4 protein-coding genes are annotated in these 5,579 nt (G+C 69.2%); 2 read left to right on the top strand and 2 right to left on the bottom strand.

Translation table 11 applies throughout. The annotated features are described in order from the left end of the window. Positions 1–96: 96 nt before the first annotated feature. Positions 97–1,614, bottom strand: coding sequence for a sugar ABC transporter ATP-binding protein (locus QZ483_RS12355; RefSeq protein ID WP_297084438.1), 1,518 nt, complete (start codon positions 1,612–1,614; stop codon positions 97–99). A 111-nt stretch (positions 1,615–1,725) separates the two neighbouring features. After that, positions 1,726–2,730, bottom strand: coding sequence for an ABC transporter substrate-binding protein (locus QZ483_RS12360; RefSeq protein WP_297084440.1), 1,005 nt, complete (start codon positions 2,728–2,730; stop codon positions 1,726–1,728). Between the two features lie 320 nt (positions 2,731–3,050). Here QZ483_RS12360 and QZ483_RS12365 point away from each other — a divergent pair, with 320 nt between their 5' ends. Continuing rightward, the gene (locus tag QZ483_RS12365; RefSeq protein ID WP_297084443.1) at positions 3,051–4,142 is read left to right on the top strand and encodes an NADH:flavin oxidoreductase/NADH oxidase; all 1,092 of its coding nucleotides are present in this window, start codon (positions 3,051–3,053) and stop codon (positions 4,140–4,142) included. Positions 4,143–4,270: 128 nt separating this feature from the next. Then, on the top strand, positions 4,271–5,579 hold a 1,309-nt coding region (locus QZ483_RS12370; RefSeq protein ID WP_297084445.1), incomplete at its 3' end, for an acyltransferase.

Below are 5,579 nucleotides of genomic sequence, written 5' to 3' on the forward strand. Positions count from 1 at the left end.
CCCAGCAGTGGCCACAGGTAGCGCCCGGAAATATTCGGCAATACTATTTTTTTCTGCGGGGCCGCTTCGCCCGCCGTGCTCTGTACACTCGTCACGTTACGCCTCCGCAATCGCCTGCATGATGTTGCCTTCGGTAATATTTTCGCCCTCGATCTCCGTCACCTTGCGGCGGTCGCGCATCACCGCGACACGGTCGGAGAAGGCCACCAGCTCGTCGAGCTCGGAGGACGTGACCAGCAGAGACATACCTTCACTGCAGAGTTTTTTGATCAGTTTGAGAATTTCCGCGTGGGCACCGATGTCCACGCCGCGGGTGGGTTCATCCAGCACCAGGAGCTGGGGGTTGGTCGCCAGCCAGCGAGCCAGAACCACCTTCTGCTGGTTGCCACCACTCAACTGCTCGATCGGCTTTTCCGCATCCGGCGTGGCAATCTGCAGTTCGGCGATAAACTTGTCCGCCAGCGCCTGCTGTTCGGCGCGGCTCATGGGGCGCCACCAGCCGCGACGCGCCTGCACCGCCAGGGCAATGTTCTCGCGAATGGACAATGGGCCCACAATACCGCTGGTTTTGCGGTCTTCCGGACACAGTGCCAGACCTTCGGCAATGGCTTCCGATGGCTGACGAAAATGCTGCTCGCTGTTTTGGAAAGTCAGCGTACCGCTCGTCTTTTTGTCCACGCCGAATACCGCACGGCAGACCTCCGAGCGCCCGGCGCCAAGGAGGCCGGCGAGGCCCACGGCCTCACCGCGACACACGGTCAGGTCGGTGGGGTGCAGGGACCCGCGTACCGCCACACCCTTCAGTTCCAGCAGTGGTTCCGACTGCGTTTTCTGCGACCGCGGCCCGCCGGCCTGCGCCTTGGTTTCCGCCTGCAATTCCTTGCCCAGCATATGCCCCACCAGCGCACTGCGCGGCAGCTGGGCTGCTTCGAATTCGCCCACCAGCTGGCCGTTGCGGAGCACCGTGATGCGGTCGGAGATCTCGTACACCTGGTCGAGGAAGTGCGACACGAACAGGATCGCCACGCCCTTGTCCCGCAGGTCGCGGATCACGGAGAACAGCTGCTCCACCTCGCCGCGGTCGAGGCTCGACGTCGGCTCGTCGAGGATGAGCACCTTCGCGTCGAGCACCATGGCCCGCGCGATCGCCACCAGCTGCTGGATCGCGATCGAGTGGGCCGACAGCGTCGACCGGGTGTCGAGGTCGAGCCCCAGGCTGCCCAGATGCTGCGCCGCGGCGACGTGGACGGCCTTCCAGTCGATGCCACCGAGCCCGCGGGGCTCGTGCCCCAGCATCACGTTCTCGCCCACCGAGAGGTTCGAGCAGAGGTTGACCTCCTGGTAGACCGTGGAGATGCCCGCCTCCTGGGCGTCCGCCGTGGTCTCGAAGCTGCGCTCCTCGCCCGCGATCTCGATGGTCCCGCTGTCGATCGCGTAGACGCCGGTGAGGGCCTTGATCAGCGTTGACTTGCCGGCGCCGTTCTCTCCCATGAGGGAGTGGACCTCACCGGGTCGCAGGAAGAAGTCGACGTGGTCGAGCGCGAGAACGCCGGGAAAGGCGATCGTGATCCCGCGCATCTCGACCAGAGGTGGGACGTCGGTGTCCGCTGGCATGGGCTGCACTGTCCTTCGCTTGGGGGTGGTGCGCCCCGTCGGGGATCCGGCGTGCGAGCCGGGTCCCCGACGGGGCACCTGTACCGCTGGGTGTCAGGCTATTGCCTGCACTCAGTAGAGGCGGGAGTCGATGACCTCCGCGGCCTCCTCCTGGGTGAAGGTCAGGTCCTCGACGTAGATCTCCTTCTCGACCGCGTTGCCGGCCAGGACGTCCTTGACGACCTGCGACACCAGGTCGCCGAGCAGCGGGTTGCACTCGACGATGTAGTTGATCTTGCCGTCGACCAGTGCCTGCATGCCGTCACGCACCGCGTCGATGGTGATGATCGTGATGTCCTCACCGGGAACGCCGCCCGCGGCCTCGATCGCCTCGATGGCGCCCAGACCCATGTCATCGTTGTGCGCGTAGAGCAGGTCGATGCCGTCGATGCCGTAGTTGGCGATGTAGCCCTCCATGACGGACTTGCCGCCATCGCGGGTGAAGTCGCCGGTCTGCGAGTCGATGGTCTCGATCGCGGTGCCGGCGATGGCGTCATTGAAGCCGTCCGCTCGGTCGTTCGCCGGGGCCGATCCGGTGGTGCCCTCGAGCACCACCATCTTGGTCGGGGTGTCGCCGAACTGCTCGGCCGCCCACTCTCCTGCCTTGAGGCCCTCGGTGTAGAAGTCGAGGCCCACCCAGCTCTCGTAGAGGTCGTCCGAGGCGCTCACGGTGCGGTCCTCGAGGACCACCGGGATGCCTGCGTCGGCGGCCTCGGCGAGGACGTCGTCCCAGCCATCCTCGACGATGGGAGCGAGGACGATGGCGTCCACGCCCTGGTTGATGAAGTTGCGGACGGCGCTGATCTGCGCGGCGGGGTCGTTGTCCGCCGCGTTGAAGACCAGGTCGAAGCCGTTCTCCTCGGAGAACGCGGTCTGCATGGACTCGGTGTTGGCCGAGCGCCAGCCGGACTCGGATCCGGTCTGCGCGAATCCGACGGTGATGACGTCGCCGGACGAGCCGGAGTCGTCGCCGGAGCTGGCGTCGTCCGAACCGTCGTCCGAGCCGCTCGAGCACGCCGTGAGAGCGAATGCGGCTGCTCCCACCATGGCGATCGTTGACAGGTAACGCTTCCTCATGCCTCAGAACCTCCTCGTTCTGCCCCGGCGTCGGTGCCGGGCGGTATTGGGGTTTCCCTCGGGGCCGATGCACGGCCCGTAGTCGCCATGTTAGCCCTCACATTCTGAGGCGGCGCAAGTGGTCCGGATAACGCTTGAGTAACGAATGTTAACGATCACGCATGCATGTTCGGACCGTTTCGCACGGTTCCCTGCGCTCTCAAGAGAGCATTCACATTCGGTCACATCCGAGAGCGCCATCACGAGGACCCCCGTCGACGAGACGCGGTGAACGCCGGAGCCGCCAGGAATGGCCGCGAAGGCCCGCGCGTTCTGAGCGCATGACATCCTCCGCCCTGTTCTCGCCGCTCACCCTGCGCTCGATCACGTTCCGCAACCGCCTGTGGGTCGCCCCCATGTGCCAGTACTCGGTCGAGGAGCGCGACGGCGTGCCCACCGACTGGCACCTGGTCCACCTGGGCGGCACGGCCCGCGGCGGCGCCGGACTCGTGATGGCCGAGGCCACCGCCGTTGCCCCCGAGGGCCGTATCTCGCCGTGGGACACCGGGATCTGGAACGACGACCAGGCACAGGCATGGGGTCGCATCACGCGCTTCATCCGCTCGCAGGGAGCCGCCGCCGGAATCCAGCTGGCCCACGCGGGCCGCAAGGCCTCGACGCATCGCGGGCTCGAGGGCCGCGGCGTGGTGACGCAGGAGGAGGGCGGCTGGACCCCCGTGGGCCCGTCGAGCCTGGCCTTCCCCGGTCTCGCCGACCCCGCACCCCTCACCCACGAGCAGATTACGGTGGTGGTCGAGGAGTTCAGGGCCGCGACGCGGCGCGCGATCGACGCCGGCTTCGACGTGATCGAGGTTCACGGCGCCCACGGCTACCTGCTCCACGAGTTCCTGTCGCCGCTCAGCAACGACCGCACGGACGAGTTCGGCGGCAGCCTCGAGAACCGGGCGCGCCTGATCCTCGACGTCACCCGCGCCGTGCGCGAGGAGGCGGGCGAGGAGGTCCCGGTGCTCGTCCGCCTGTCCGCGACGGACTGGAAGGAGTCCGAGGGCTGGACCCTCGAGGACACCGTCACCGTCTCGGGCTGGCTCAGCGACGCCGGCGCGGACCTCATCGACGTCTCGTCAGGCGGCAACGTCGCGGACGCCACCATCCCCGTGGGACCCGGCTACCAGGTCCCGTTCGCCGCTGAGGTGCGCGAGCGCGCGGGCGTGCCCACGAGCGCCGTGGGGCTCGTGACGGAGCCGCACCTCGCGGAGCACATCGTGGCTGCCGGCCAGGCCGATGCGGTGATGGCAGGGCGCGAGTTCCTCCGCGATCCGCAGTTCGCGCTGCGAGCCGCGCACGAGCTGGGCGTCGAGGTCGACTACTGGCCATTCCAGTACGCCCGCGGCACGTTCGCGGCGCGGCCCTAGAGCGCCTCGACGGCGCTCGCGTGTGAGATTCCTCCCGTGCGGGCGTTTCGTGAACTTCGGGGGTCGCGCGCACGTCCATAATGGCTGTCCCGCGCCGTCAACGGCGCACGCACCAGAAGGACCACGGGATGCCGCGACCGGTGGGCTCTCAAGCCACCTACCGCCCCGGCCTCGACGGGCTCAGAGCGCTCGCCGTCGCCGGTGTCGTGGCCTACCACCTGGGCGCCCCGTGGGCGCCCGGCGGCCTCATGGGCGTGGGCGTCTTCTTCACGCTCAGCGGCTTCCTCATCACCGGGATCCTTCTGCGGACGTGGCGCGAGCGCGGCAGCTTCGAGCTCGGCCAGTTCTGGATCCGACGCGCCCGCCGGCTCGTCCCTGCGCTGGTCGCGGTGGTGGCCGCGACCCTGGCCGTCACGGCGGTCGTGGCGCCCCAGGACGGGGTCAGCCGCCTGCGGGAGTCGGTCGCCGGGCTGCTCTATGCGAGCAACTGGACCACGATCGCGGCCGGGGAGTCCTACTTCGATCGCTTCGAGGGGCCCGGGCCGCTCGACCACCTGTGGTCGCTCGCGATCGAGGAGCAGTTCTACGTGCTGTGGCCGCTGCTCCTGCTGGGCCTCCTCGCCCTCTTCCGCCGCCGGCTGTGGCGCGTGGCCGGCGCCACTCTGGGGCTCGCGGCGGCGTCATTCGTCGCCATGTGGCTGCTCGCGGAGCCCGGATTCGACCACACCCGCGTCTACCAGGGCACGGATACCCGGGCCGGGGGCCTGCTGGTGGGCGCGGCGCTCGCGATCGCGATCGCGGCGTTCCGGGCGGGCAGAGACGAACGGCGTGCGCCGGCCAGCGAGCGGCAGCGCGCCCCGTGGTGGCTCGACGCGCTCGGCGTGGTCGCGCTCGGCGTCGTCGTGTGGCAGCTCGCGACCACTGATGCGTACGCGATGTGGCTCTACGGGGGCGGACTGGCGCTGCTGTCGGTCGCGACCGCGGCGGTCGTCGCCGCGGCCTCCTATCGCCGCGGCCTCGTGGCGTGGGTCCTGGGACTGGGGCCGATGCGGTGGCTGGGCGAGCGCTCGTACGGCATCTACCTGTGGCACATGCCCGTCATCGCGTTCCTGCCGGCGGTCCTGGGCGCGTGGACGGCCGCGGTGGCCGTCCCGCTGACGCTGGGGCTCGCGTGGGCCAGCTGGCGCTGGCTCGAGGACCCGATCCGCGTCCACGGCCTGCGCTGGTGGATGGGCGCCGTCGCCCGCACGCTGCGGGCCTGGGGCGAGTCCGCCGGTCATCTGGTGGCACCGCAGGCGCCCCTGGGCCGCCGTGTGCTCGCGTCGACCGCGATCGCCGCCACCGTGGTGGTCGCCTCCACCGGGGCGGCCGTCGCTCTCACCGTGAGAGTCGAGCGCGCCGTGGCCACCGCATCGGCCGCACCGGCTGTGGCCGACG

The organism is uncultured Demequina sp. (assembly GCF_913055775.1).
GTDB lineage: Bacteria > Actinomycetota > Actinomycetes > Actinomycetales > Demequinaceae > Demequina.